This is a genomic window from Caulobacter sp. CCH9-E1 (assembly GCF_001556515.1).
Classification (GTDB): Bacteria; Pseudomonadota; Alphaproteobacteria; order Caulobacterales; family Caulobacteraceae; genus Caulobacter.
Genome location: NZ_LSJA01000149.1, coordinates 1 through 25,533, shown reverse-complemented (window position 1 = coordinate 25,533; position 25,533 = coordinate 1). Strand labels below are relative to the sequence as shown.

At 68.2% G+C, this 25,533-nt stretch carries 18 protein-coding genes and 2 pseudogenes; 5 read left to right on the top strand and 15 right to left on the bottom strand.

Annotated features, from left to right (window positions below; translation table 11 throughout):
• From AX690_RS09860 to AX690_RS09835, 6 genes are all read right to left on the bottom strand, one after another.
• The coding region (locus AX690_RS09860) for an MFS transporter (protein WP_066730355.1) at nt 1-1,238 on the bottom strand (1,238 nt) is incomplete at its 3' end.
• On the bottom strand, nt 1,238-2,386 hold the full coding sequence (locus AX690_RS09855; protein ID WP_066684032.1) for a GDSL-type esterase/lipase family protein: 1,149 nt from the start codon (nt 2,384-2,386) through the stop codon (nt 1,238-1,240). The genes AX690_RS09860 and AX690_RS09855, both read right to left, overlap by 1 nt.
• Nucleotides 2,383-2,940 (bottom strand): HD domain-containing protein, encoded by a 558-nt coding sequence (locus AX690_RS09850; RefSeq protein ID WP_066684030.1) that lies wholly within the window; start codon nt 2,938-2,940, stop codon nt 2,383-2,385. Before AX690_RS09850 ends, AX690_RS09855 begins: the two co-directional genes overlap by 4 nt.
• 25 nt (nt 2,941-2,965) lie before the next feature.
• Nucleotides 2,966-4,414, bottom strand: a complete 1,449-nt coding sequence (locus AX690_RS09845) for a sulfatase-like hydrolase/transferase (RefSeq protein ID WP_066684028.1) — start codon at nt 4,412-4,414, stop codon at nt 2,966-2,968.
• Nucleotides 4,415-4,457: 43 nt separating this feature from the next.
• Nucleotides 4,458-5,306: a LysR family transcriptional regulator gene (locus AX690_RS09840; RefSeq protein ID WP_197426832.1), complete on the bottom strand. Its 849-nt coding sequence runs from the start codon at nt 5,304-5,306 to the stop codon at nt 4,458-4,460.
• 393 nt (nt 5,307-5,699) lie between these two features.
• Nucleotides 5,700-6,578, bottom strand: a complete 879-nt coding sequence (locus tag AX690_RS09835; protein ID WP_082769597.1) for a helix-turn-helix domain-containing protein — start codon at nt 6,576-6,578, stop codon at nt 5,700-5,702.
• 61 nt (nt 6,579-6,639) lie between these two features.
• On the opposite strand from AX690_RS09835, the gene AX690_RS09830 reads away from it, so the two are divergent.
• The 4 genes from AX690_RS09830 to AX690_RS09815 are packed head-to-tail and all read left to right on the top strand — an operon-like array spanning nt 6,640 to nt 11,190.
• Nucleotides 6,640-8,682, top strand: coding sequence for an FUSC family protein (locus AX690_RS09830; RefSeq protein WP_197426831.1), 2,043 nt, complete (start codon nt 6,640-6,642; stop codon nt 8,680-8,682).
• Nucleotides 8,682-8,897, top strand: a complete 216-nt coding sequence (locus AX690_RS09825) for a DUF1656 domain-containing protein (RefSeq protein WP_066684020.1) — start codon at nt 8,682-8,684, stop codon at nt 8,895-8,897. The genes AX690_RS09830 and AX690_RS09825 overlap by 1 nt, the downstream gene beginning before the upstream one ends.
• 50 nt (nt 8,898-8,947) lie before the next feature.
• Nucleotides 8,948-9,799 carry an efflux RND transporter periplasmic adaptor subunit gene (locus AX690_RS09820; RefSeq protein WP_231732163.1) on the top strand — a complete coding sequence of 284 codons (852 nt, stop codon included), beginning with the start codon at nt 8,948-8,950 and terminating at the stop codon, nt 9,797-9,799.
• Complete coding sequence (locus AX690_RS09815) at nt 9,796-11,190, top strand: efflux transporter outer membrane subunit (RefSeq protein ID WP_197426830.1); 1,395 nt, start codon at nt 9,796-9,798, stop codon at nt 11,188-11,190. Before AX690_RS09820 ends, AX690_RS09815 begins: the two co-directional genes overlap by 4 nt.
• A 294-nt stretch (nt 11,191-11,484) precedes the next feature.
• On the opposite strand, the gene AX690_RS09810 is transcribed toward AX690_RS09815, so the two are convergent.
• Genes AX690_RS09810 through AX690_RS09795 form a run of 4 tightly spaced genes read right to left on the bottom strand, consistent with a single transcriptional unit; the run spans nt 11,485 to nt 16,728 of the window.
• Nucleotides 11,485-11,793, bottom strand: coding sequence for a DUF4387 domain-containing protein (locus AX690_RS09810; RefSeq protein ID WP_066684014.1), 309 nt, complete (start codon nt 11,791-11,793; stop codon nt 11,485-11,487).
• Nucleotides 11,777-13,225, bottom strand: coding sequence for an acyclic terpene utilization AtuA family protein (locus AX690_RS09805; protein WP_156449622.1), 1,449 nt, complete (start codon nt 13,223-13,225; stop codon nt 11,777-11,779). The genes AX690_RS09810 and AX690_RS09805 overlap by 17 nt, the downstream gene beginning before the upstream one ends.
• Nucleotides 13,225-14,538 (bottom strand): CitMHS family transporter, encoded by a 1,314-nt coding sequence (locus AX690_RS09800; RefSeq protein WP_066684012.1) that lies wholly within the window; start codon nt 14,536-14,538, stop codon nt 13,225-13,227. Before AX690_RS09800 ends, AX690_RS09805 begins: the two co-directional genes overlap by 1 nt.
• A 30-nt stretch (nt 14,539-14,568) precedes the next feature.
• Nucleotides 14,569-16,728 (bottom strand): TonB-dependent receptor, encoded by a 2,160-nt coding sequence (locus AX690_RS09795; protein ID WP_197426829.1) that lies wholly within the window; start codon nt 16,726-16,728, stop codon nt 14,569-14,571.
• A 140-nt stretch (nt 16,729-16,868) separates the two neighbouring features.
• On the opposite strand from AX690_RS09795, the gene AX690_RS09790 reads away from it, so the two are divergent.
• Nucleotides 16,869-18,050: a citrate synthase family protein gene (locus AX690_RS09790; protein ID WP_197426828.1), complete on the top strand. Its 1,182-nt coding sequence runs from the start codon at nt 16,869-16,871 to the stop codon at nt 18,048-18,050.
• Between the two features lie 127 nt (nt 18,051-18,177).
• Here the strand turns inward: AX690_RS09790 and AX690_RS09785 are convergent, their stop codons facing one another.
• The 5 genes and pseudogenes from AX690_RS09785 to AX690_RS09765 form a co-directional block, all read right to left on the bottom strand.
• Nucleotides 18,178-18,378: a hypothetical protein gene (locus AX690_RS09785; protein WP_066684003.1), complete on the bottom strand. Its 201-nt coding sequence runs from the start codon at nt 18,376-18,378 to the stop codon at nt 18,178-18,180.
• Complete coding sequence (locus AX690_RS09780; RefSeq protein ID WP_066684001.1) at nt 18,375-19,940, bottom strand: carboxylesterase/lipase family protein; 1,566 nt, start codon at nt 19,938-19,940, stop codon at nt 18,375-18,377. The genes AX690_RS09785 and AX690_RS09780 overlap by 4 nt, the downstream gene beginning before the upstream one ends.
• Nucleotides 19,941-19,954: 14 nt before the next feature.
• Nucleotides 19,955-22,151, bottom strand: a pseudogene (locus AX690_RS09775) (beta-glucosidase).
• 11 nt (nt 22,152-22,162) lie between these two features.
• The gene (locus tag AX690_RS09770; protein WP_156449620.1) at nt 22,163-24,133 is read right to left on the bottom strand and encodes a glycoside hydrolase family 3 protein; all 1,971 of its coding nucleotides are present in this window, start codon (nt 24,131-24,133) and stop codon (nt 22,163-22,165) included.
• Nucleotides 24,134-24,207: 74 nt separating this feature from the next.
• Nucleotides 24,208-25,467, bottom strand: a pseudogene (locus tag AX690_RS09765) (TonB-dependent receptor); the annotation flags it as partial.
• Nucleotides 25,468-25,533: the final 66 nt, after the last annotated feature.

The window sequence follows — 25,533 nt, the reverse complement described above, 5'->3', positions numbered from 1 at the left end:
TCGTTCAACCTGACGTATGGCGTAGCCCAGGCGCTGGGTGGGGCGCCGGCGCCTTCTCCCGCTCGAAATCCCATCGCCGCCAGAGCCCAGAGCGCCAGCGCCCCACCCAGCGCCTGGGCTACGCCATACGTCAGGTTGAACGACGCGTAGAAGACGCCCGCGCGCGCCCCGCGCCCCTGGTCCTCCTCCTCGGCGACGAGATCGGCGACGATCGAGCGCAGAAGCGTGTATTCGGCGCCCCAGGTCAGGCCCTTGGCGGCCGAATAGGCGGCGAAGGCGGCGACGCCGCCGACGGGCAGGAACAGCGGGATCGGCGCGACTACGGCCATCAGGACGAACACGCCCCACAGCGCCCGCCGCTTGTCGGTGCGCCTGGACACCCGCAGCCAAACAGGCAGGGAGACCAGGCAGCAAAGCGCTTGAACGACGAGGAAGGACGCGGTCCAGTTTGGCAGCTCCAAGGCGTCCCGCACCAGGAACATGAACACGCTGGCGCCCGCTGCTTCCGCCGCGCCGACCAGGAAATAGACCAGCGAGATCATGGCGAAGGCGCGCCGGGTGAAGATCAGGCCGAACGCCTCGGCCAGGGCGCGCCAGCTGAGCGGCACGGGCCACGCCTTGGTCTCGGGAGTGAGGACGATCAGCGCCGCGACGGCCAGCGGCAGGGTGGTGATCACCGTCAGGCCCATCAGCGCCATCTGACTGGCCGGGGACGCCGCGCCGGTCCGCTCTAGGATCGCCGGCCCCAGGACGAACACGGGCAGGGAAAGGGCCACGGCCATGGTCTTGGCGCCGAAGATCCTGGAGCGCTCGTCATAGCTGTCCGACAGCTCGGCGCCCCAGGCCCCATGCGCCACGACGACCATTGTCCATCCCGCGAACAGGACGATCATCCACGCCGTCACCGAGGCGGCGGACATGCCCGGCTTGGCGAAATAGAGGGCCCAGGTGGCCAGCAACGCCAGCGGCGCGCCCGCCAGGATCCAGGGCCGCCGCCGCCCGATGGGCGTTTGGGTCGCGTCCGTGAGCGCGCCCATGATCGGATCGTTGAACACGTCCCACAGTCGGCCGATCAGCAGGATCGAGCCGACGGCGGTCAGGGACAGCCCGACATGCTCGCTCAGAAAGGCGGGCATGAACACCGCCATGGGGACGAGGTAGCCGGTGGCGACGAAGGCGGGCGCCGACAGCGCCGCCAGCTGGACCCAGCTCAGGCGCCGCAAGCGCCGCCCGGTCATCACGAGTCTCCGTCTCGACCCGAGAACAAGCCGTTCTGGAACGCCGCGTCGAAGAACCGCTCGGCCATGGTCTCGTGTCCCCGGGCGTTGGGATGCACGGCGTCGGCCAGATCGCCCGCGTCTTCGGCCGAAAACAGCGTCGACCCGTCGATAATGGCCAGCGCCGTATCGCCCTCCGCCCGGCGCTGAGCCACGACCTCCTGAAGAATGCGCCGGACATCGACGGCGGTCAGGGCGCCGTCGGCCCGGGCGTGCGGACGCGCCTGGCGCTGATAGTCGCCGGCGACGCGGCGCAAGGGGCCGGGCGCGTCCTCCAGCGGCGGACAGTGGAACGGCGAGATGACCAGCACTGGCGCGTTCGGCGCCGCGCCGCGCAGAACGTCTAGAAAGGTGTGAACCGCGCTCGGAAATGTCCTCTGGCGCAGGGTGTCGATGGAGACGACATTGATCCCGAGCTCGAGGCTGATCAGGTCGGCCGACGCCTCGCCAAGCACGCGGGCCATGAAGCCGTCCAGATGGCATTCGCCGGCCAGGCCCAGGTTCAGGAGATCCAGGCCCGCGCGGCGGGCGACCAGGGCGGGCCAGGTCCGCGCCGGTCCGGCGGCCTCCATGCCATGACTAAGAGAGCTGCCATAATGCGCCCAGCGCCGCGCGCCCTGCGGCGGGGCCAGGAAGTCGGCGCCGCTGTCCAGGCGAAAGCCGAGCACCTCGGTGATCGCCGCCTGGGGCAGCCACGCCTGAACCCGCTTCTCGCCGGGCCCCAGATCGAACCGGAGCGTCTGGGGAACGCCGGGATCAAACCGCGTCGTCTCCTCCCCGACCACGATCGTATGCCCCTGTCCCAGCGCGCGGGACATCAGCACGCCGTTGCTGACCACGTCCACGATCACGGGACGCCGAGGCTCGCCGTCGAACCGAAGACCGGTCTCCAGGAGGTCGACCTCCCAGACCGTTGAGGTGGTCGCGAAGTCGAGCCGCACGCCGCTGGTCATCCCCGCCATCAGCGCGAAGGCCGGGCTTGGCGACCGCGCTTGCGCCCAGTCGGGAAGGCGCGACGGCAGCAGGCCGCCCTTGTCGCGACGCGCGCCCAGCGCGCCGCGAACCCCGATCCGGGCGTCATCGAGCGGGATGGAGACCAGCGTGGTCATCCGCGCAGGGCCGCCACTTGCCGCAGGCGCGGGCGCCAGTAGTCCAGGCCCGGCACCACCCGACCGGGCGTCTTGGCCGCGTCGTCGGCCTTGCGCAGCAGGATGGCGTCGGTGGCCAGCGGGTCGGCCTCGAACGCGGCGACCTCCTCGGCCGTCAGAGGGCCGCCTTGCAGCGCCAGGGTCTGGACGCTGACCGGCGACAGCACGCCGGCATAGTCCTGCTGCTTGGTGACCAGATAGCGCTTGGCGATCACATGCAGCTTGACGAGATCGGCCACCCGATCGCCCAGCACGCCGCGCACGGCCTCGCCGCCGACCTCGTCGTGGATACGAATGTGGCACTGGCCGTGGCAGACGTCATGCACCAGACCCGCGACCTGCAGCTCGACATCGTCCGGCGCGGACATCTCGAGCTCCGCCGCGCATTGCAGGCCGTGCTCGAGCTCGTAAAGGCCAGGCTCCTGCATCGGCATGGCGGCGGTCTCCTCCAGGAAGGCCTCCAGCGCTTCGATCGTGTCGAAATGAGTCACGGGGGCGCGTTCCGTCTGGGTCATGGTCGAGTTTTCCTTTTCGGGGTGACTAGTCTTGCGTCGGCGGCCAGCGCCCGACGCCGCCGTCCTCGACCAGCATGTCGGTCAAGGTCCGATCCAGATGCTCGGCGCGCCATTGCAGCAGGCCTTCCGCCAGCGCCAGGCGGGCGGCTGGATCCGGCAGGAGCGTGCGCCAAGTCGGGTCGGCGGCGAGATCGAAGGCCAGCGACGAGCCGTCGCCGAAATGCACATAGGCCGCGCCGGCTGTGCGATGGACGGCCAGGGTCTGGCGCTGCAGCAGGCGATCGCGCGGCCAGCCGTGGGCGTGGGCGCGCAGAAAGTTGAAGCGCCAATCGAACTCCCAGTGAGCCGCGCTCCGCCACCAGGACGGGGCGTCCTGGCCGTCGAGGAAAGGGGTCAGGGGAAGGCCGTCGCACTGCGCCGGGACGGGCTGACCGAGGGCCTCGCACAGGGTCGGGAACCAGTCGACATTCTCGGTGAAACACTCGACGGTCGCGCCGCGCGCCTTACCGGGGCGCGGGTCGCGCGCGATGCCCAGGATATGGAAGCTGCCCTCGAAGAAGCCGAGCTTCTGGATCAGGCCGTGATCGCCCAATTGCTCGCCGTGGTCGGACGTGACGATGATCAGAGTGTCGTCCCACCACCCGCGCGCCTCCAGGGCCGCCCAGACGCGGCCAAGCTGGTGATCAACCTCGCTGACCATGCCGAAATACTGCGCCTGCATGCGCGCCAGCGCGTCCGGATCGGTAGGGGCGGCCAGGCGCGGATGCGCCATCAAGGCCGCGTGCAGCCAGTGCCGCTCGGCGCTGGGCGCGATGGGCGGCGGCGCCTCCCCGGGGCGATAAAGGTCGCCAAAGCGGCCGGCGGCGGCGAACGGCTCGTGCGGCCGGAAATGGCTCAGATGAGCGAACCAAGGCCCGTCCTGCCGGTCCAGCCAGCCCAGGAACTGGTCGGTCAGGAAGGTCGCGTAGCTGGCCGTCTCGGGCCGCTCGCCCTCGGAGGCTAGCGCCGCCATGCCATCGTTGGGGACCTCAAAGCCCTGGTCGCGCAGCCAGCGGATCCAGGGTTCCGGACGCGCGGGACTGGTATGGAGAACGGGGTCGAAGCCCGGCAGAACCTCGTCGTAGCGACTGAGGCGCGGGTCGTCCGCACCGGCGGCGTCCCGCGGGTCGATGCTTTGATCGGTGTAGCCGAACAGGGCGGGGACATAGCCCGCGCGTCGCGCCGCCTTGGCGACATTGTCAAACCGCCGGTCCAGCGGCGTGCCGTTCGCCACCACCCGATGGTTCATCTGGTAGAGGCCGGTATAGAGGCTGGCCCGGCCTGGCCCGCAGGGCGCGGCCTGGCTGTAGTGCCGGGCCAAGCGGAGGCCCTCCGCCGCCAAGCGGTCGAGATTGGGTGTCCGCACCACGGGGTGACCGGCGCAGGACAGGCAATCGCCGCGGAACTGATCCAAGGTGACGAGCAGCACGTTCATGACCGCTCAATATCACCTTGGAATGATGTTTACATGACGATTATCATTTTTGGCTTTGGGCCAGTGCGATGAACGCCTCCACCGACGGAATTTGCAGGTTCTCGGGCAGGGTCACGAGATAGAAGCCCGCGCGGTGGCCGCCGTCGTCCAAGGTGACGGTGCGCAGGCGTCGATCGTCGTCGGCCTCACCCCGAAACACGAGAGCGAGACCCAGGCCCGCGGCCACCGCGGAGCGGACCGCCGTGGTGCCTGTGACGGTGAGAGCCGGGCCGGCCCACTGCCGGTAGGGGGCCAAGGCGGCCTCGGTCAGGGCCCGGGTGACCGAGCCGGCCTCGCGAAACACCAAGGGCTCCTGCGCCACGTCGCGAAGCTGGGCCACACCGGAGGCGTAGCGGGGATCGTCGCGCGGCAGGATCAGCTGCAGATCGAGATTCTCCAGCCGCTGGCATTCCAGCTGAGCGTCGGGTTCCAGCAGCGAGCAGAGCGCAAGGTCGATCTGACACTCCAGCAGTTCCTGGCGCAGATACTCGGAATTGCCGCTGGCCGTCGAAAGCTCGACCTCCGGATACACTTGGCGAAAGCGCCCTAGCACCGGAATGGCCAAGGAGGGGCTCGAAAAACCGACCGTAAGGCGCCCCTGGCGCAGCGCGCGGAACTCCTGGGCGATATCCTCGATCTCGGCGACCTTGGCCAGAGCCAGGCGGGCGCGAACGAAGACCTCCCGGCCAATGTCGGTCAGCGAGAGCGCGGCGCCGCGCCGATTCATCAGCCGGGCCCCCAGCGCCTGCTCCAGGGCGCTGACCTGGTTGGAAATATTGGGCTGCGAGACCCCGAGACTCTGGGCCGCCTTCGAGAAGCTGCCGTGCTCGAAGGCCTGAATGAACGCGCGCAAGGCGCCGATCGTGACGTTGGGATCACGGCGCGCCGCCGAACGCGGCGAAGTTTCCTGGGAGTCTGATTTCCGCATAGGAGGTGGATAGGGGCATACGCCGCGGCGATCAACGCGCGCCTGCCCTCCCGCGCGCCATCGATCAACGACCGCCGCGATGGGATCAGCATCGTCGATACACGCGCAGGAAGGGCCTTGCCGATGCTAACCGCCGACCTAGCTTCGCCATCAGCAGCACCGCCGAGGACCCGGGCTGCGCCTTGTGTCCGGGATTCCAGCGTCACAGTAGCTGCGCCGCCATCCCTGGCGGCGGCGCGCCAATCAAGCGTCTGGTTCAGAGGCTGAGCGGCGCCAATAGCTGACAAAAGAGCGCTCCGGACCTTCGATCGTCAGATCTCAGCGTCCTTCGGCGGCCGACCGGCCTCTCCCGAAATACTGTGCGGGCGTGCGGCCCAAGGCTTTCTTGAACATGGTGATGAAGGCGTTCACCGATTCATAGCCTAACTCTGTCGCGACGTTCTGCACCGCGGCCCCGCCAGCAAGTTCGCGAAGGGCGATGACGAGGTGCAGCTGTTGGCGCCAGCGTCCGAACGTCAAGCCCGTCTCGCGGATCATCAAGCGGGCGAGCGAGCGCTCGCTCATCGCCACGCGCCCGGCCCATTGGGCGAGCGTACTGCGGTCGCTGGGTTCAACCGTCAGGCTGTCGGCGATCGCCCGAATCTTCGGATCGGCGGAGACAGGAAGATTCAAGTGCTCACGCGGCATTTCGGCCAGTTCGTCCAGTGTCACCCGCGCCAGCCGAGCGGCATGACTGTCACTCGAATAGTCCGCCTGCTCCTGGGCGAGGCGATCGACCAGCTCCCGGATCAAGGGGGAGACGGACAGGGTGCAGCACTTGTCGGGAAGTCGCGCGGCCCCTGGCTCGACAAATAGGTAGTTGAGCCGGGCGTTGGCGGTCGCCCGAGCGCTGTGCGAAACGCCGCCAGGAATCCACACGCCGCAGTTCGGCGGCACGATCCAGATTTCGTTATTCGCGGTGCAGGTGACCGCTCCGCGCAGCGCGAGAATGAGCTGCCCCTTGCGATGCACGTGCATCGGCACTTCCGCCGCGAGCTGGGCGAAATCGAGGCGATGGGCTGAGGCGACCGCAACGGCAAGGTCGGGGTCAAAGACGGATACGGCTGATCGCACGCGAGGCCACTGGCAAGATTCAGGGATTTTTTGGCTGGATAACGAATTTATTGCTTTTTGCAAGTCGTTATCAACATGACCCATGACCCTCGATGAGCCCTCAAGCCTGGCGCGAGCCAAACCAGACCTATCCTGGACTAAGCCGGTGGAAACCCTCCTTCGGACACCCCACTTCAAGGCGGATGCTGACGCCATGCTCTTCTCGGCGAAGAGCTACGCCGCGGCGATGGCGTCCTATTACATCGCGATCAGCATCGGCCTCCCCCGCCCCTATTGGGCTATCGTCACCGTCTACATCGTCTCGCAGCCCTCGGCCGCCGCCTCGCTGAGCCGCGGCGTCTATCGTTTGGCTGGCACGCTCGTCGGCGCCGCGGCGACCGTTGTGATCATCCCCACTTTCGTGAACGCGCCGCTCGCGTGCAGCCTGGCGCTCGCGGGCTGGATCGGGCTGTGCCTGTTCTTCTCGTTGCTCGACCGCACAGCCCGAGCCTACGCCTTCGTCCTCGCCGGTTACACGGCCAGCCTCATCGGCTTTCCAAGCGTGGCCGACCCAGGCGCGGTGTTCGAAATAGCGTCCGTGCGGGTGCAGGAGATCGCTCTCGGCATCCTGTGCGCCGTCCTGATCCATCGCCTCGTCCTACCCAGACCGATCACCGGGGCCTTCACCGGCAAGCTGGCGCTCGCCCTACGCGACGCACGGACGCTGGCGGCTGACGCGCTCGCGGGAACACCCGCGGCGCAGACCCGCTCGGCGCGTCATCAGCTGGCCGCGGACCTTCTCCTCCTGCAGGGACTTGCGACACAGCTGCCTTACGACTCCGCGCCAGAGACACCGAAGGCTGGGAAGCTGCGATTGGTCCATGACCGGCTGGCGCGTTTGCTGCCGCTCACCGCCGATATCGAGCAACGGGTCGAGGCCTTGGCTGCAAGCGGCCGCAGAGCGCCGGACGAGCTGGCGGTCTTGGTGGCGGACGCCCGGGCCTGGATCGCGGCCGCACAGGAGGACGAGGCGGCGATCGCGTTGACCGAGCGCGCACGATCGCTCCAGGTTCAGCTTAGCGACAAGGCCGCAACGATCGGCGACAGGCTCGCCGTCAATCTCGCCGGGCATCTGGTCGAACTGATCGGACTGCTCGGCGACTGTGATCGCCTGGATCGAGACATCGCAACGCCCGGCCGATCGCCAAGCGTCATGTCGCTCTACCGGTCCAGGAGAGCAAAGGGCTATGTCTACCATCGCGACCCCGTCATGGCCGCCCGCGCGGCGCTCGGAGCCGCGGCCGGCGTTCTCGTCGGATGCGCCTTCTGGATCTGGTCGGCCTGGCCGGATGGGGGGCTGGCCGTTTCGCTCCTGGGCGTGACCTGCGCCCTGTTCGGAAACGTCGATAAGCCGGCGCCCAACGTGATCAAATATATGGTGGGCTCGATCTGGGGCGTGGCGATAAGCCTGACCTACAGCTTCGTGATCCTCCCGCGCGTCAGCGACTTCACCGTTCTGGCCGCGGCGCTCGCGCCGGCCTTTCTGGTCGCAGGATCTTTACAAGCCCGCCCCGCGACGGCTTACGCGGCCATGGGCGTCACCCTGACGATCCCGATCCTGGTCGGACTGGGCGCCAGCTACCACGGCGACTTCGCGGCGTCGGTCAATAGCGCCATTGCGCTGTTTGCGGCCCTCGGCTTCGCCGTCCTCAGCATGACGCTGCTCCAGACGGTGCGGGTCGACACCGCGATCAATCGGCTTCTTCGGCTCAGCCGCCAGGACGTCGGACGCCGCGCGCTGGGCGAGGGCTCGGACGAGGCCCATTGGACGAGCCTCATGGTCGACCGGGCGGCCCTGCTGCTGCCAAGGTCGCGCCAAGCCCAAGATTCCGGCCAGGACGCGCTCGAAGAGACCTTACGCCATCTTCGCCTCGGCCATGCCGCGGGCCAGCTTCGCAAGACCGTCCAGTTCATCCAGGGCGAGATCGGCGAGGAAACGCGCGCGCTTCTTTCGACGATCGCGAAGCGCTTCGGCGCCAAGTGGCGGCCCGATCCCGCCGAAACGCACCGCCTGGCCGAACGAACCGAAGTGCTGATGGCGAGCATCGCCGCTAGTGCGATCACAGAGCGCGCGCGATTGCTCGACCTGCTCATCGATCTTCGGCTCGCCCTTTCTCCCCAAGTTCCGACGGGCGCGGAGCGCCACTGATGATCGCCGATCTCGACCTTGGCGGCGTCATCATCCCCGGCCTTCTGGTCCTGGCCCTGGCCGCACTGGCCGCGACAACCGCCGCCATCCGTCTCCTCGTCTACGCCCGGCTGACCCGCCTCTTTGCTTACCGACCTCTCGTCGAGCTCGCCGTCTTCGCCATCCTCTACGGCCTGCTTGTCCAGGCCGCTTCCTCCATCGGACTCTTCCAATGAAGCCTGTTCTATCGCTGCTCGGTCGCTACGCCGTCACCCTCTGCCTCGCCGTGGCCGCCGCCCTCGTCGCCTGGCAGGCCTGGAAGCGCGATGCGCAGACCCCCTGGACGCGTGACGGGCGAGTGCGCGCGGACATCGTGCGGGTCTCGACCGACGTCGGCGGCTTGGTGACCCAGGTCATGGTCCGCGACAACCAGACGGTCCAGCCGGGGCAGCTCCTGCTCGTGCTGGATCGGCCGCGGCTTGCAGCGGCGGTCGAACGCGCGCAGGCGGCGATCGCGGAAGCGCAGGCTCAACTCGAGCAGGCCCGCAAGGAAGCCGCGCGCGACGTCGCGCTCGGCGACCTCGTCGCGACGGAGGCGCGCGAACAGAGCGCCGCGAAAGTCAGAACCTCCGAAGCGACCCTGACCCGCGCTCTTGCGGAACGGAACGTGGCGGTGGTCGATCTGCAGCGGAGCGAGGTCCGTGCGAGCGTCGGCGGCGTCGTCACCAATCTTGACATCCATCCCGGCGACTATCTGGCGGCCGGCGCCCAGGCGATGGCGCTGGTCGACGCCTCGTCGGTACGGGTCGAGGGCTATTTCGAGGAGACCAAGCTGCATCGGGTGAGCGTCGGCGATCGGGCCCGCGTGCGGTTGCTGGGCGACGATGTCGAGATCACGGGCCACGTCGAAAGCTTGGCCGCCGCTATCGCCGATGATCAGCGAGACGATACGGGCAATCTCCTGCCGAGGATCGCGCCGACCTTTTCCTGGGTCAGGCTAGCCCAACGCATCCCCGTGCGCATTCGCATCGATCACGCCCCACCGGGCGCGAGACTGATCGCCGGCCGGAGCGCGATCGTGGAGATCATCCCTGCGCGCGGCCGCGCCGCTCAGGCCGCCGGGAGGATCCGCTCGTGAGGCGCGTCCTGTCGCCCCTTCTGGCGTTGCTGATGGCGGGCTGCGCGACGCATCCCGCTGACCCTGTCCCGCGATCCGGCGTTGCGCGGCAGGTGGTCGCCGCTGCGCCGTTTCTGGGAAAAGGCGGAGCGGCGACCAACCAGGCGGACGTCCCGGCGCATTGGTGGCGCCTCTATGAGGATCCACGGCTCGACTCCTATGTCGAGGAGGCGCTGGCGGCGAATACCGACCTGAGGACGGCGGACGCGAACCTGCGCCGGGCGAGCGCGATTGTTCGCGAGGCTCAGGCCGGCCGGACATTGAGCACCGGCGTGTCCGGCCAGGCGCTCGGCGCGAGGACCGCCGGTCCGACCGGGACGCTGCCGTCTTCCTTCAGCTACGCGCTTGGGTTTGATCTCAGCTATCCGCTTGATCTGGGCGGCGGTCTTCGTCGCGGCGTCGCGGCGGCCAGCGCGCAAGCGGAGGCAAGCGTGGCGGCGCGTGACCATGTCCGTGTCGCGATCGCCGCTGCGGTGACGCGCAATTACGCGCGGGTCTGCGCCTCCAACGCCGCGCTGGCCTCCGCCCGTAAAATTGCGCAAGTGCAGCAGTCGACCCTGGACGCGGCGATCCGTATGGCCAGGGGCGGCCGGGGCGCCCGCTTCGACATCGACCGCGCGCGCGCCGCCGCCTACGCGAGCGACGCGGCCATCCCCGGCATCCTGGCCGAAAAGCAAGCCGCCTTGTTCGAACTGGCGGCGCTGATGGGGCGCGCGCCCGCGGACTATCCGAAGGAGGCGGAGGGCTGCGGCGACGTTCCCGCCGTCGCGCGGCCCATCCCGATCGGCGATGGCGTGACGCTGCTCAAGCGCCGTCCGGACGTCAGGATGGCCGAGCGCGATCTGGCGAGGGCCACGACGATGATCGGCGTCAGGGCGGCGGAACTCTACCCGAGCGTCAGCATCGGCGGGTCAGCTGGAACGGCGGGTCCGATGAAAGACCTGCTGGCGCCGTCCACATTCGGCTTCGGCCTGGGCCCGTTGGTGTCCTGGACGTTCCCGAACCGGAAAGCGGTGCGCGCCCGCATCGATCAGGCCGGCGCCGAGGCCGACGCCGCCCTGGCGAGCTTCGATGGCTCGGTGCTTCTCGCCCTTCAGCAGACGGAGACCGCGCTCTCGGCCTACGCACGGGCCCGCGAGCACCTGAAGGCTCTGGAGTCGGCGGCCGCCGCGGCTGGAAAGGCCAGCGACGACGCAGAGAAACTCCAGCGCTTCGGCCGCGCGCCATTTCTCGACGTTCTACAGGCGCAGGCGAGCTATGCGCAGACGCTGGCCAGTCTATCGGCCGCGCGTGCGAACCTTGTCGATCGGCAGATCGACCTCTTCCTCGCGCTCGGTGGAGGCTGGGAGTGACCTGCAGGCGTTGATTGAGGTGGTCCGCCTACTCATTGCGGACTGCGCGGCGCGGCCGATCCAGGCGTGCTGTTCGTCAAGTCGATTAGGGCAAAGAGCGAGTCGCCCGCCTATGACCAGAACTCCGCCCATACTGCGTTAGTCTTGCGCCAATTGCTGCCATTGGCGGACCTCCAGAACCACGCCGTTCAAGGCAGGCGCGTGGCGCCTTTCAACCGCGCTGAATCGGCAGGCAACGCCCAGGTATCGATCTGCGTCCCCCCAAGTCTACGGCTTGGCCACCGATCTGCTGGCTTAGCTCAGCGGAGTGTCCAGAAGCCTGACATATTGCTGACCACTGTGCATGTCGCGCTCCACAGCTCCGCCCTGCGGGGTCTTGCGAGGATAGGAGATCTTCACGACGCTCAGGTTGTCGACCGCGAACCGCTTCACGAGCGCGGGATCGACGCTGAAGACCTTCGCCACGGCGTCAGCCGAAAGGCCGGCGGCGCCCTTGTAGCGCGCGTAGTTCTCCGGTCCGTCAAAGAACAGATCCACCGTCACCCAGAACGGGCCGGCGTTCTTCGAACGCACCTGACGGCAGACCTCATGCAGCTTGACCATCGCGGACCTCCTTGTCCTGGACGCCGGCGCCAACCCAGCGGATACGGACCAGTTCGAAGGGATCGGCTGTCTGCACGACGTGGTTGAGCTTGAACTCGAACACCTGGCCGCGCTCGATCTCGGCTGGCGAGAACGGAAAGGCGTAGCTTGGCAGCTCGATGTCCCGGCGCACTGGGAAGTGAAAGAAGTAGGGGTTGCAGACCTTGGCGATCTGCGTGGCAAGCGCCTGGGTGGCGGCGGTGGCCACGAACAGCAGGCCCACCTCCAGGGGCGCCGGCGCGCCCGGCGGCCGAGCTTGGCCGGAAACAGCGTTCCAGCCATAGGCGCGCAACGAGATGTCGTAGTCTCCGGCCGCCTCTCCCATGGTCCGGCGCACGCGATCGCGTAGCGCCTCGTCCATGCGCGCCATGAAGCCGTCGAGATCCGCCATCACCGCTCGGTCCTCGATGCCAACGATCATGATCGTCTGGAAGGGTCCTCCCGCCGCGCCTTCCAGTTTCATCGTGTAGGGCTTGCGTTCCCAGCGCGAGCCGGTGACCCGCACCGTCCGCGCATCCAGCGCCTGATAGTCCGACCTCGTCACGTCCAGCACCCCGCCGGGCTCGACGAGGTGGAACGGATCGCTGTTCTCATAGAGCATGTGGGCCGCCACGGTGCGCGGCTCGCAGCGATTGTCGGGCGACAGGGGCGCGATGTCGAACCCCTCGGCGTCGACCGATAACAGGACACCGGGGTTCATCGGATTGACCGTGCACTGACCGCCGCATTCGGCGACCTTGGCGCCATGCCAGGCCGGTCCCGCCGCCGCGCCCAGCATCAGCGGCACGGCGGCCAGCACGGCGGTGTCGGTGGTGCGTCCGCCCAGCACGATCTCGGCCCCGCCCTGCAGGGCCGAGATGTAGGGCTCGGGGCCTAGCAGGGCGACGATGTGCGAGCAGGCCTCCACCGTCGTGTCGTCCAATGGCCCCAGCGGCGGCAACGCACGCACCTGGCCGGCGGCGTTCTTGGCCTTCAGCGTCGCCTTGTCCTGCTCGGAGTAGAGCACGGCGATGCGGGGGCGCAGACCGAGCTCGCCGGCGACCTCCTGGACGATCTCCAGCGTCCAGTCGACGGCCTCGTCGCAGCCGGAGGTGCCGCAGGAGCCGACCAGCAGCGGAATGCCCGCCCGGTCGCGGGCCTCCATCAAGATCGACAGGTCGCGCTTGACCGCCGCGCGGCTGTACTTGGACTTTCCCGTGCCGAGATAGGCTGGACCGCTGTCGGTCGAGCCGGCGTCGAGCGCGATGGCGTGCGCGCCCGCCGCGAGGCCCGCCTCGACCTCATCCGGCCGCACCCCTGCCCCCAGCGCCCCGCAAGGCACCAGCACCTTGACCCCGCCATCGGAGAACCGGCCGTCGTTCATTGAGAACTCTTTCGGATTGGAGGCGGTCATCAGGCCGCCTTCAGTGGGAAGGCGCCGGTGACCAGGCCGGCGATGAGCAACAGCAGCGACGCGGCGATGGCCCATTTCAGCGAGAACCGCTGGGCCGCGCCGACCTCGACCTTCAGGAGACCGGTGACGAGGTAGATGGCGGCGATCAGGGGGCTGAGGCCGTGGACCGGCTGGCCGATGATCGAGGCGCGGGCGATGGCCTCGGCCGGCACGCCGAACTTGGCGGCGGTCTCGGCGATCACCGGCAGGACGCCGAAATAGAAGGCGTCGTTCGACATGAAGAAGGTCATCGGCATGCTGAGCAGCGCGGAGATCGGCGCCAGATACGGACTCAGTTGCGGCGGGATCGCCGTCAGGGTCGCGTCGGCCATCGCCTTGACCATGCCCGTACCCGACAGGATGCCGGTGAAGGCTCCGGCGGCGAAGATCAACAACACCACGCCCAGGACATTCTTGGCGTGGGCGGCGATCCTCGTCCGCTGGACGCCGATGTCAGGGTAGTTGACGATCACGGCGATGGCGAAGGCGCCCATCATCAGGGCCGGCAGCGGCGCCGCGCCGGTGACGAGGCCGCCGACCAGAGCCAAGGTCAAGGCCAGGTTGAACCAGATCAGCTTAGGCCGCTTGGCCTCCGTCTCGCCGGTATCGATTAGCGGCGCGTCGGCGGCTGCGGGCGCCAGCGGCTCGAGGGAGAGGCGTCCCAGGCGCCTACGCTCGCCGACGCCAAGCCACCAGGCCAGGGCCATGGTCCCCGCTAGGCCGGCGACCATGGCCGGGATCATCGGCAGGAACACCGCGCTCGGCTCCAGATGCAGGGCGCTGGCGGCCCGGGCGGTCGGCCCGCCCCAAGGCACCAGGTTGACGATGGTGTTGCTGAGCCCCAGCAGCAGCGCCAGGATCAGCGGGTTCAGCCGCAACCGCCGATAGACCGGCAAGAGGGCCGAGATCGTCACCAGAGCCGTGGTGGCGCCGTCGCCGTCCAGCGACACGACCATGGCCAGGAGCGCCGTGCCCACCGTCACCCGCGCGGGGTCGTCGCCGACCATCGCCAGCACCCAGCGCACCAGCGGATCGAACAGGCCCGCGTCGATCATGATCCCGAAATAGAGGACCGCGAACGCCAGCATCAGGGCCGTGGGCGCCAGCTGGGTGACGCCCTTGACCATCATGCCGCCCAGCTGCGGACCGGCGCCGGCCAACAGGCCAAAGACGATCGGCACGATGATCAGGGCCGTGATCGCCGACAGACGATGGGTCATGATCAGCGTCATGAAGCTGATCACCATCAGAAAGCCCAGCACCGCCAGCGTCATCACGCCCTCTCCTCGCCGCGCGTCGTCACGTCAGTAGTTCCAGCGCAGCGTGGCGCCGACCGTACGCGGCGGGGCGAAGATGGCCAGGTTCGCGCCTTGGAAGACGACCTGATGGGTCTTGTAGAGCTGGTCGGTCAGGTTCTTGCCCCACACCGACAGGTTCCAGCGGCCGTCGGGGCTGTCGTAGACGAGGCGCGCGTCGATCAGGGTGCGGGCCTTGCGGGTGGTGATCTCGTTGTTGTCGAGGTCGTCGTAGATCTTGCTCTCGAACGTGCCGTCGATCGCCGCTTCGATCCGCGCGCCCGAGGCCAGCGGCCGGGCGTAGCTGGGCGACAGGGTCAGCTTGTGGCGCGGGCTGCGGGTCATCCGATTGCCCGAGCGGTCCGCGCCCCGATCGAACAGGCTGAGGAACTTGCCGTCGGTATAGGCGTAGCTGGCCGCCACGCGCACATGGTCGCCGAGGCGCGCGTCCAACGACGTCTCCAACCCGCGGATTCGCGCCTTGCCGGCATTGGTGGTGATGGTGTCGAAGCCGCGCGTGCTGCGCACCTGCAGGTCCTGGTAGTCGGTCTGGTAGATCGAGGTGTTCCAGGTCAGGCGCCGGTCCAGTAATCGGGTCTTGGCGCCCAGCTCGTACAGAGTCGCGGTCTCGGGGTTGAACGGCGTCACCGCCGAGGTCGGGGTCGAGGGGGTGTCCTGGAAGCCGCCGCTCTTAAAGCCGGTCGAAATCACCCCGTACAGCATGACGTCGTCGCTGGGCGAGACGTCGCCGCCGATCCGCCAGGTCAGCTTGCTCCAGTCGTGGCTGGCGTTGACCGCGTAGCGGGTCGAGGCGCGCAGCAGGGCCGTGGAATCCTGGTTGCTGAGCGCATAGTCCTTGTCGTCCTTGGAATAGCGCAGGCCGCCGAAGACGTTGATCCGATCAGTCAGCGGCCAGGTGGCGTCGCCGAACACGGCGTAGCTCTTGACGCTGGCGGCCTGGATGAAGCGGTCGCGCGCGGCGTAGACGGCCGGCGGGCTCGGGCGGGACTTGATGTCGCCGAACAGCGTGTCCACCCGGTCGGTGTCGCCGCTGTAGGCGTAGCCGCCGGCAACCCAGCGCAGCTTGGACGACGGCAAGGCCGAGAGCCGGAGCTCGTGGCTCTGGAAATGGCTCTTCTCGTCCTGGCCGCCCTTGAAGTTCAGGGCGTAGATCGTCGGATTACCGCCGTCGAAGTCCTCGGCGTAGTGATAGACGAGGTCGCGGTACGAACCGATGTAGGTCAGGCTGGCCATCGGCAGATCCCACGACAGGTTCGCCCGCGCGCCCCAGGTGTCTCGATCGTTGCGGCCGTTGTTCTCGGCGAAATACTGGTCGCGCTGGCCGTTGATCTTCCAGAGCGCGCTGGCGGGGACGCTGGGATCCAGTTGCACGACGTGCCGGGCGTCGCTGTTCATGCGGTCGCGCGTCCCGTCGATGGCGAAGATCGCCGTGAAGCTGTCCGTAGGCTGAAGAAGAAGCTGCAGGCGACCGCTCTTGGTGTCCTGATCCTCGGCCCGGCCGCCGGCGAAGGCGTTCTTGGCGTAGCCCTCGTGCTGGCGCGAGCTGAGGCTGAGACGCAGGGCGGCCTTGTCCGAAACCGGCGCATTGACGAAGCCGGCCGCCTCGAAGCGAGAATAGTCGCCCACCGTCACAGCCGCGCCGGCGTGGAAGGCGTCCAGGGTCGGGCGCTTGTTGAAGACGCTCACCGCGCCGCCGACGACGTTCTTGCCCAGCAACGTGCCCTGCGGGCCTTTCAGCACCTCGATCCGCTCGACATCGAACGCGTCGAAAGCCACCGCCGACGGGCGGCCGTAATAGACCTCGTCGACGAACACCGACACCGAGGGGTCGCCCGCCGCGCCGCGGTCGGATGAGCCAATGCCGCGCAGGGTCGGACGCGGCTGGCTGCTTGGGAAGTTGTCGAACGACAGGCCCGGGGTGCGGTTGGCGACATCCTGCACCTGGACGATGCGGGCCTGCTCGATCTGCTTGTCGCCGAACACCGACAGCGTCAGCGGCACGTCCTGCAGGTTCTCCGATCGCTTCTGGGCGGTCACCACCACCTCGTCGATCTGGACCGGGTCGGGCGTTGTCTGAGCCATCACGGCCGATCCCGAACCAAGCGCCAGGACACAAGCCGATCCTAGCAAGCCGAAGCGAGCGTTCATGGTCATTCCCTCCCCGCGCTTTACATTGACAGTTTTCGTCAATGCGTTCTTTCTTGATGCGGTGACTTGCATTGGGACCAATGATACATGACTCGTCAATCTGTACGAAATTCGTCCATATGAATGACGACGCGCTTTTCATGTCCGCCGAAGAGGCCGCCGACGTTCTGGGCGTCACCGTCACGACGCTCTATGCCTACGTCAGCCGAAAGGGCATCCGCTCCGAGAAGCAGCCGGGCTCGAAGAGCCGGCGCTACTGGCGCGCGGACATCGAGCAAGCCCGGCAGCGCGGCCGCCCGGCCGACCCCTCGGCCGGGCTGATCAGGTCGACCGCCGTGACCTTGATGACCCCGAAGGGCCCGTTCTATCGCGGCGTCTCCGCCATCGAGCTGGCCGAGACCGCGACCATCGAGGAGGTCGCCGGCCTGCTCTGGAACGCGCCGACCGCCTTCGCAGAGGCGACGCCCCGCCTGCCGCCCAACCATGATGAAGTTCTCGCCGCGCTGGGCGGCCTGCCTCGCATACCGCGCGCCATCGCCTTGCTCAGCCTGATGGAGCACGCCAACCCCCGCGCCCACGACCTGACGCCACAGGGCTACGCTCGCACGGGCGCCGAGGCCGTCCGCTGCTTCGCCGCCCTGGTGGGCGGCGGCTCTCCACACGACCACGGACCGATCCACGTCGTGCTGGCGCGCAACCTCGGCCTGCCCCCGGCCTATGGCGACATGATCCGCCGCTGCCTGGTGCTGGCCGCTGACCACGAGCTGGATCCGACCACCTATGCGGTGCGGGCCGCCGCCAACACCGGCGTTACGCCCTATGGCGCGGCCATGGCGGGCCTCGTGGCGGGGCGCGGACGCCGGCTGCACATGGCCCGCGCCGAGACCGTCTCACGCTTTGTCGAGGAGTTTCTGACCGACGATCCCAAGGAGGCTGTCCTATCGCGCTTCCGCGTCGGCGAGCCGCTTCCGGGCTTCGGCCGCTACCTCTACGCCGATAAGGATCCGCGGGCGCAAGCGCTGATCGCGTCGCTGGAACAACATGCGCCCGCGCCGATGATGCGGCGCTTCCGGACAGCCGCCGACATCATCGAGGATCTGACCGGCGCCGCGCCGGACTTCATCGTGCCGACCGTGTTGCTCGGCAAGGTTCTGGGGCTGAAGGGCGAGGAACTGGCCGTCTCGACGGTCGGCCGCATGGTCGGCTGGATCGCTCATGCCCTGGAGCAGTACCAGGACCACGACCTCTTCCGCCCACGCGCGAGCTACTGCGGACCTCTGCCGGCGCGTTCCGAACCGGCAGGCCCGCAGGGCTTGGATTGACGCTCAGCGTCAAGAGCGGACGTTGGCGCAACTCCGAAACCTCGACCCTCTGCGAAGGTTACATACCCCTCTTCCAGTCAGCGACATGGAGCGGCCTCCACGGCGAAGCCGCGCTATTTGAAGTCCCTTAGCGCCTTTCCAGAGAGGCGACGGTCGAGCGCCTGATGAGGCGCTCGTAGGTGGACTGGCGGATGGGACGGCGGTCGCGCAGGCGGACCCATGTCGTCTCGCTGATGCCCAGGGTTTCTTGCAGATGCGCCTTGGTTAGCGCCGGCAGCAGGTCGCGCAGACGGCGAACCTGCTCGGGATCGACGGTGATCATCGTCATGGGGTAGTCGCCTCCACCAGATCGAGACGGGCCTTGCGCGGATCAGCCCCGGCCTTGGGGCCCCGAGCGGAGAAGTCTAGGATCTGGTCGGACGCGGCCTCGTAGCGCGGCCAAGCCGGAAGGCCCGAGGCGCTCGGGACGTTGCTCTTGGCGAAGCCGACCCAGTAGGCGTGCGCCGCCTTGGCCGCCGTCGCGTCGGCGGGCGTAAGCGCCGCGCCGTAGCGAGCATCAACGGTGTCGAACACAAAGGGAATCTCGGTGGCGTGCGGCGCGCCCCACCATTGCCCCCTCATGCTTTCGGCCACGTAAGAGAAGCGGAAATGGTAGACGGGCGCGCCCTGCCCCGACATCACGCGCGCCACCGCGCGGGCGGGCTCGATGAACATGCGGTCGCCGGCGGCGGCCCAGCCATAGACCTTGATGTCGCCGTCGCCCTTGGGGTCGTACAGAGCCTCGGCCTCGGCCCTGCGCGCGCCGAACGGGGCGAAGACCTGGTCGCGGCTTCCGCCGAAGAAGAAGCCGTCGGCGTTGGTCGCCCCGACCATCACCGGCATCTTCGCCCAGGCCCCGGCCTTGTAGGCCTGAAGCGGCTCGCGGGTCATAAGCTTGCCGTCCAGCATGGGCCCGCCGCCCCAGGTCGGCGTATTGGAGGTCGCCATGTTGAGGCCGTCCACCACCGTCTTGGCCGGCAGGGCGCGCAGCGACTCGAGCGCCGCCGCGTCGGTTCCGGAGACGCCCGCCTTGGCCGCGAAGGCCAGGCCGGCCGCTTCGGCCGAACGCTGGCCCGCGGGGGCGGTCAGCGGCAAGGTCGGCAGCAGGCGCGGACGCCCGCCGCCCGACTGGATGATCGCCTTGTGGAACAGCCCGTTGGCCTGCGGCGCGGTCAGCAGGGCGTGGACGGACATGCCGCCGGCCGACTCCCCGAAGACCGTGACATTGGCCGGATCGCCCCCGAAGGCGGCGATGTTGTCGCGCACCCAGGTCAGGGCGGCGATCTGGTCCATCAGCCCGTAATTGCCCAGCATCCCGCCATCGGCGAGCGCTGCGGTCAGGGCCGGATGGGCGAAGAACCCAAACCGGCCGACCCGATAGTTGAAGCTGACCAGCACCACGCCGTCGCGGGCGAACCGATCGCCGGCATAGACCGCCGGCGAACTGCCGCCGTTGACGAAGCCGCCGCCGTAGATCCAGACCATGACCGGCCGCTTGACCTTGTCCTTCAGCGCCGCCTCGGGCGTCCAGACGTTGGCGTAGAGGCAGTCCTCCGCCGGCTTCACACCCAGCGGCGCGGCGTCGCCCGGGAACGGGTTCTGCATGCAGTCGGCGCCGTAGGCCTTGGCGTCGCGCGGCGCGGTCCAGGCCTTGGGTGGCTGAGGCGCGCGCCAGCGGAGCGGCCCCACGGGCGGCGCCGCGAAGGGAACGCCTTTGAAGGCCGCCACGCCCGCCACGGCCTCTCCGATGACGGGGCCGAAGGTGGTGGTCACAGTGGGGTCGGCCGCCAAGGCCTGACCGGCGCAGACCGTGGAGAACGCGGCGGCGAGAGCGAGCGTGCGGATGGTCATCGGTATCCTCCCGTTTACGGCTTCAGCGTCCGCGCCTTGACCTTGGCCGCGCCCTTCAGGGCGAGATCGGCCGAGGAGGCGCCCACGGCGACCTGATAGTCCCCGCTCGTCAAGCTCCAGCGGTTGGCCTTGGCGTCGAAGCTGGCCAGGACGCGGGGATCAGCGGTCAGGGTGACGCGGCGGATCTCGCCTGGCGCCAGGGCGACCTTCTCGAAGCCGATCAATCGCTGCAGCGCCTTGCCCGCAGCGCCCGTCAGATAGACCTGCGGCGCGTCCTTGCCGGGCCGCAGGCCGACATTGGCGACGTCAAAGCTAACCGTCAGGGTCTCGCCGCCGGTCACCTTCAGGTTCGAATAGGCGAACTTCGTGTAGGAGAGGCCGTAGCCGAACGGGAAGAGCGGCTTCTGTCCAGTGGCGGCGAAGCGGCGGTAGCCGACGTCCGCGCCCTCGGAATAGACCACGTCGAACTTGGTCTTCTCCGGAGTGGTCAGGCCCGGCAGTTGCGCGCGGGGATACTGATCGATCGAGGCCGGGAAGGTCAGCGGCAGGCGGCCAGACGGATTGACCGTCCCCAGCAGCACGTCGGCGATCGCCTCGCCGCCCTTCGCGCCCGCATACCAGGCCTCGACCACCGCGCCGGCCTGGTCGAGCCAGGGCATCGACACCGGACCACCGGTCTGCAGCACCACGATCGCGTTCGGATTGGCGGCGGTGACGGCCGCGATCAGGGCGTCCTGGCCGTCGGGCAGCGACAGGTCGTGGGCGTCCTCGCCCTCGCCCATCCACTGGTTGCCGAAGACCACGACCACGTCGGCGGCCTTGGCGGCGGCGACGGCGGAGGCGACATAGCGGCCATCGTCGAAGGTCACCTTGACCTCGGGCAGCGCCTTGCGCAGCGCCGCCAGCGGCGAGGAGCCGTTGAAGACCTGGCTGCGGAACGGCCCCATCATGCCCTCCCCGCCCAACGGGACGGAACGCTTGGCGCCGCCGGGCGGCACGACCTGGGACGAGCCGCCTCCCGACAGCACGCCCGCGTCGGCGTGACCGCCGATCACGGCGATCGTCTTGGCGGTCTTGGCGAGCGGCAGAAGGCCGTCGCGGTTCTTCAGCAGAACGATCCCCTCGGCCGCGGCGGCCTGGGCGACGGCGGCGCCGGCGTCGTAGTCGATCGCGCCGCCTGGCTCGACCGGCTTGTCGAACAGGCCGGCGGCGAACATCGAGCGCAGAATGCGGCGGGCGGCGTCGGAGACTCGGGCGGCCGGAACCTCGCCCTTCTGGACGGCGACTTTCAGCGGTTCGCCGAACCAGGTGGTTCCGTCCAGTTGCTCGCCCGACTGCTGGTCCAACCCCTTAAGAATATAGTCCGTGGCGTGGACCGCGCCCCAGTCCGACATCACCCAGCCCTTGTAGCCCCAGTCGCGCTTGAGCACGTCATTCAGCAGATGGGGATTTCCGCAGCTATAGTCGCCATTGACCAGGTTGTAGGCGCACATCACCGAGCCGGGCTGGCCCTTTTCGATGGCGATCTGGAAGGCCAGCAGGTCGCTCTCGCGATGGGCGGCCTCGTCGATGACCGAGTTGGCGAAGTGACGCTTGGTCTCCTGACCGTTCAGCGAGAAGTGCTTGACCGTCGAAACGATCCCCTGGTCCTGGACGCCCTTGATCGACGCCCCAGCCAGGTTGCCAGCCAGCCAGGGATCCTCGCCCAGATACTCGAAGTTGCGGCCGTTGCGCGGATCGCGGGCCAGATTGACGCCGCCGGCCAGCTGGACGTTGAAGCCCTTGGCGCGCGCCTCGCGGCCGACCACCGCGCCGCCGTCATAGGCTAGCTTGGTGTTGAAGGTCGCCGCCAGCGACAGGCCCGACGGCAGCGCCGTGGCCCCGTCGCCAGGACGCACGCCCAGCGGATTGGTTACGCCAAGGCTGGCGTCGCTCTCGTTCACAGCCGGCACGCCCAGGCGCGGGATGCCCGGAATGTAGCCAGCCGAGCCGATCGCGCCCTCGGGCTTCTTGATGCCGAAGATCGGCATGGACATCGGTCCGTGCAGCAGGCCGATGCGCTCGTCGAGCGTCATCTCCTTCCAGCAGCGCCGCGCGCTCGTCCGGCGACAGCTTGGCGTTCATCCAGGGCCGCGCGGGCGCCTGGGCCTGAGCGGCGGTGGCGATGGCGAGCACCGCGAGGCTGGCGGCGGCGATCAGGGAGCGGTTCATGGCGGTCGTCCTTAGTAGGTCAGGCCGAAACGGATCGGATACAGGGGGCCCTTGGAGTCATGCGGCGCGTCCTCGGCCTGGACCTCGACGGCGGCCATCGACGAGGGCAGCTCGAACGGCAGCTTGCCGCGCGGCGGCGCCTTGCCCGTCACGGCGTCGAGGAAGGCGTCATCGCCGGACCCGAAGTCGCCGATCAGCGCGGCGGCCTTGTCCCGCACGTTGGTCAGGATCGCCGGGCGATCCAGATAGACGGAGACGATGGTCGGGACCTTGGCCGAGGCGGCCTTGATCGCCTCGTAATCGGCCGCGCCGTCCTTGAACGACAGGTCGCCCTCGTGCTGGAAACTGCCGAACGTGAAGTTCGGATGCAGGGTCTCGAACGGCGTCGCCGTGCGAATGATCGCCAGCTCGGCCTGGGCGAGATCGTCGACCGGAACCAGGCCTTGGGCCTTCGCCGCCTCGGCCGAGACGCCCTTCAGCCAGACCTTCCCGCCGGCGCCCTTCAGCGGCAGCAGACCGTTCTTGTTCTCCAGCAGGGTCAGGGCCGCGCTCTGGGCCGCGCGCCCCTCGGCCACGAAAGTCTGAGAACCGACGAGGGCCGTCGCGGCCTTGGGGTCGACATAGGGGTTTTCGAACAGGCCCTGCTGGAACTTAATCGCGAGGATGCGACGCGCGGCGTCATCGATACGCGCCTGGGGAATCTTGCCCGTCTTGACGGCCGCCACCAGCTCGGCCGTGTCCTCGACGCCGCCGAACTGGTCGAGACCGGCGTTCACGCCCTTGGCGTACCGGTCAACCTTGGCTAGGTCCTCGACGCCCCAGGCGGTCGAGAGGCCGGCGAAGCTGGGCTTCTGGCCGTCGGGAAAGCCGTTGCGACAAGTCTCGCCACAGTCGTTGGTGATCGCCCAGTCGGAGATCACAACACCCTTGAAGCCGTGTTTCGACCGCAGTTGATCGGTCAGCAACTGCTTGGAGAAGCCGGCGCCGACCTGTTCCAGCGGCTGGCCGTCCAGGGAGAGGTCCTTGAGGATCGCATAGGTCGGCATCACGCCGACGACACCGGCGGCGAAGGCCTGATCAAACGGCTTGACGTGCAGGTCGAACTGGCCCGCTGGGAAGACGGCGTAGCGGCCGTAGCTGTTGTGGCCGTCAAAACCCTTGGCCGAGGCGCCGTAGCCGACCCAGTGCTTGACCACCGCCGAGACGCCGTTCGGCGCGAGGTTCGTTTCGCCGCCCTGGAAGCCCTGGACATAGGCCTTGACCATGCGGCCGACGAGATCCGGATCCTCGCCGAACGTGCCGCTGATCCGGGACCAGCGGGGCTCTGTGGCCAGGTCGGCCATCGGGGACAGGGCCTGATGGATGCCGACCGCGCGATATTCCTGACGGGCGATCTCGCCGAAGCGGCGAACCAGTCTCTCATCGCCGATCGCGGCGAGGCCCGTCGCCTCGGGCCATTGCGAGAAGCCGCCGGCCGCGACGCTAGCCCCGGCCACGAATTGGAAGTGATGGCGCGGGTCCGTGCTGATCGTGGCGGGCACGCCAAGGCGACCCTGCTCGGCGATCGCCTGGACGGCGTTGTTCTGCTCGGCCAGCCAGGCCGGATCGCCGGCGAGCCGGGTGATGAAGGTGGTGATGTGCCGCTCGAGGATCAGCGGCTTCAGCTTGTCGAGGTCGTAACCCTGCCCTCGTCCCGGGACCATGCCGCCGACGGCCGGCAAGGTGCCGTGCATCATCTCGCCGGCCCTCTCCTCCAGCGTCATGCGTCCAACGAGGTCAGCCGCGCGCTGATCCGGCGACAGGCGCCAGTCCTCGAACGGCGAAAGCTTGCCGTCACGGTCGAGGTCCCGGAAACGCAGGCTGTCGACAGTGATGGTCTTGCCGCCCCGGACGCCAAGTTGCGGCTGGTTGGCGGCAAGGGCCGCCGAGCCGGTTGCGGCCAGAATGGCGGTCGAGATCAGGAGACGTCGAAAAGCCAGCACGTTGAACTCCAAGCGCGAAACAAGAAAGCGCCCTCGGCGCGCAGGAGACGCCGAGGGCGGTGGCAGTCGGAAGGTTAGAAGTTGACCCCCAAGCGCAGGCCATAGGTGCGCGGCGGGGCGTAGAACTCGCCGTTGCCGTTGGTGGCGAGGCCCGTCGTCGAGTTCGGCGACGAAGCGGTGCGCACGTCGTCGTCCTCGAGGTTGCGGACATAGCCCTGCAGGTTCCAGCGATCGTCGGCGCTGGTGTAGGTCAGGCTGAGATCGGTCTTGGTGAAGCTGCCCTGCTTGTTCTGGGCGAAGCCGTGGTACTCGAGGTTCTTGCTGCTTTCGTAGTGCGTCTGGACACGGCCGACGACCTTGGCGCCCGAAGCGATCTCCCAGGTGTGCTGGTAGCCGACGTTCAGCGTCCAGTCGGGCGTGCGGGCCATGCGGCAGCCCGAGAAGTCGGTGGACCGCGGCGCGGCGGCCGTGAAGTTGGCCTTGTAGCAGCCAGCCACGCTGGCGTTCGCCGCATTGTTGGAGAACGAGTCGCCCAACGGCAGCAGGAAGTCAGTGTAGCGGGCGTGCAGCCAACCCAGCGTCGCATCGATCCGGTCATTTTCAGTGATGACCAGGTTGCTTTCGAACTCGACGCCATAGACGCGGGCCTTGTCGGCGTTCAGCGTCACCGAGGCCTGCTGGCCCGCGATGATCCCGACGGCCGACACCTGGAAGTCGCGATAGTCGTAGAGGAAGCCCGTCGCGTTGAACTGCAGGCGGTTGTCGAAGAAGCGGTTCTTCACGCCCGCCTCGTACGAGGTGATCTTCTCCGGCGCATAGACGTTGTTGGCGACGCCGTCGTAGTAGCCGCCAGCCTTATAGCCGGTGGCCACGTTGGCGTAGAGCATCGAGGTGCTGGTCAGGTCGAAGTCGGCGCCCAGCTTCCAGTTGGTGGCGTCCCACTTGGCGTCGGCGAGGTTCTTGATCACCGTGCTGGTGATCTGGCCGGCGGAGTTGGTCAGGAAGGTGCCGCCATCGCGCGCCTTGCGGTCCTCGGTATAGCGCAGGCCGCCCGTCACGCGGAACCGGTCGGTGACCTCGTAGGTGCCTTGGCCGAACACAGCGATCGACTTGGCGGTGACTTCCGGCTGGATAAACGACAGGTACGAATTCGTCGCCAGGAAGACCCGGAAGTCGACGTTGTTATCCTCGGTGAAGCGATAGAGGCCGACCACCCACTTCAGCTTGCCCGTATCACCGCCCAGGCGCAGCTCATGCGACCAGGTGTGGTCCTTGCCCTTGAAGTAGTTGGGCGCGCCGGTGCTGGCGTTCTCGCCGTTCCGGTCCAGGCGCGAGAAGTTGTAGCCTGATCCTCCCTCGTTTCAGTGGACACCCATGCTAGCTTTTCGGAGCTGGAGAGG

Excerpts from the sequence above, each read along its gene's own strand:
- AX690_RS09855 (WP_066684032.1), bottom strand. The coding sequence starts at position 2,386 with ATGACCACGCTGGTCTCCATCCCGCTCGATGACGCCCGGATCGGGGTT.
- AX690_RS09850 (WP_066684030.1), bottom strand. The coding sequence starts at position 2,940 with ATGACCCAGACGGAACGCGCCCCCGTGACTCATTTCGACACGATCGAA.
- AX690_RS09845 (WP_066684028.1), bottom strand. The coding sequence starts at position 4,414 with ATGAACGTGCTGCTCGTCACCTTGGATCAGTTCCGCGGCGATTGCCTG.
- AX690_RS09835 (WP_082769597.1), bottom strand. The coding sequence starts at position 6,578 with ATGGGTCATGTTGATAACGACTTGCAAAAAGCAATAAATTCGTTATCC.
- AX690_RS09825 (WP_066684020.1), top strand. The coding sequence starts at position 8,682 with ATGATCGCCGATCTCGACCTTGGCGGCGTCATCATCCCCGGCCTTCTG.
- AX690_RS09810 (WP_066684014.1), bottom strand. The coding sequence starts at position 11,793 with ATGGTCAAGCTGCATGAGGTCTGCCGTCAGGTGCGTTCGAAGAACGCC.
- AX690_RS09805 (WP_156449622.1), bottom strand. The coding sequence starts at position 13,225 with ATGACCGCCTCCAATCCGAAAGAGTTCTCAATGAACGACGGCCGGTTC.
- AX690_RS09800 (WP_066684012.1), bottom strand. The coding sequence starts at position 14,538 with ATGACGCTGGCGGTGCTGGGCTTTCTGATGGTGATCAGCTTCATGACG.
- AX690_RS09795 (WP_197426829.1), bottom strand. The coding sequence starts at position 16,728 with ATGAACGCTCGCTTCGGCTTGCTAGGATCGGCTTGTGTCCTGGCGCTT.
- AX690_RS09790 (WP_197426828.1), top strand. The coding sequence starts at position 16,869 with ATGTCCGCCGAAGAGGCCGCCGACGTTCTGGGCGTCACCGTCACGACG.
- AX690_RS09785 (WP_066684003.1), bottom strand. The coding sequence starts at position 18,378 with ATGACGATGATCACCGTCGATCCCGAGCAGGTTCGCCGTCTGCGCGAC.
- AX690_RS09780 (WP_066684001.1), bottom strand. The coding sequence starts at position 19,940 with ATGACCATCCGCACGCTCGCTCTCGCCGCCGCGTTCTCCACGGTCTGC.